The 1213-nt window shown below is 64.0% G+C and carries 1 protein-coding gene and 1 pseudogene; both read right to left on the minus strand.

Annotation, left to right across the window (positions count from 1 at the left end; all coding sequences use genetic code 11):
- Window positions 1–60 precede the first annotated feature (60 nt).
- Window positions 61–936 carry an ABC transporter ATP-binding protein gene (locus tag B3V69_RS10825; RefSeq protein ID WP_296446448.1) on the minus strand — a complete coding sequence of 292 codons (876 nt, stop codon included), beginning with the start codon at window positions 934–936 and terminating at the stop codon, window positions 61–63.
- Between the two features lie 46 nt (window positions 937–982).
- Window positions 983–1213: pseudogene (locus B3V69_RS10830) on the minus strand (nitrous oxide reductase family maturation protein NosD); the annotation flags it as partial.

Here is a 1213-nt window from a genome sequence, read left to right on the forward strand (position 1 = left end):
GCGGTCGCGAAACTCTTTCGCGGCCAGGGTCAGGATTTGCGTCCATTCCATCGTTTCACCTCAATCCGAAAATCCAAAGAACACGTCTTCCAGCGAGGGCTCCCGGATGTTCAAGTCCAGTAAGCTGGCGCCCAGGCCGCTGAGCGCGCCCAGCAGGGCCATCTTGAGCTCGCGCGGACAGCTCACCAGCAGGCCTTCAGGGGTGAGCACGCCATTCACACCCGTCAGCGAGCCCAACGCCTGCTGCGCCTGCGCCACTGCACCTGGCGCCAGACGCAGCGCCACGCTCAGCGGCATATGCATCTGATCACGCAGGCCCTGCACGCTGCCCAGGGCCTGGATTTTGCCGGCCGTCATGATGGCCAGACGATCCACCCGCTCCTGCAATTCCGCCAGAATATGCGAACTGATGATGATGGTGACACCGGCGTCGCGCAGTTCGCGCAAGGTGGCGTAGAAGTCGCGTATGGCCTGCGGGTCCAGGCCATTGGTGGGTTCATCGAGGAACAGCACGCGGGGCTCGCCCAGCAGCGCCTGGGCAAAACCGAGGCGTTGGCGCATGCCTTTGGAATATTCCCGCAGCGGCCGTTTCGCGGCATCCGCCAAGCCGACGCGCGCCAGCGTGGGCTCGCATTGCGAAGGGCCTGCGCCCTTAAGCCGGGCAAAGAAACGCAAGGTCTCCAGGCCGCTCAGATTGTCATACAGCACCACGTTCTCGGGCAGGTAGCCGATGTGGCGGCGCGCCGCGCGGAAGTCGCGTCCGCGCACCGAAGTTCCGTTGATCAGGATCTCGCCCGCGCTGGGCGCGATCAGCCCCAGCATCATTTTGAAGAGCGTGCTTTTGCCGGCGCCGTTGTGGCCGATCAGGCCAAAGATCTCGCCGCGCTGCACACTCAGATCGACGCCGTCCACGGCACGCAGCGCGCCGTAATGCATGGCCGCGCCGCGCACTTGTATAGCGGGAACTTCAGGGCCCGAAGATTTACTGGCCGGGATAGTGCTTGTCACGCCACTGACTCCATTGTTTGTTGTTCGGTTGCATGCGCGGCTTGGGGTCCACCACGCTGGGCACACGCAGCACCGGAAATTGCTGACCCACCAGGCGCAGCGCTTGCACCGCCGGGCTGGCCATCAGCAGCTTGATGCTGGGGTAACGCCAGGTCAGGCGATCCACCATGTCGTTGGCCTCGTAGGGTACATCGCCGATGCCGTT

The sequence above is a fragment of the Rhodoferax sp. UBA5149 genome (assembly GCF_002413825.1).
Taxonomy (GTDB): Bacteria; Pseudomonadota; Gammaproteobacteria; order Burkholderiales; family Burkholderiaceae_C; genus Rhodoferax.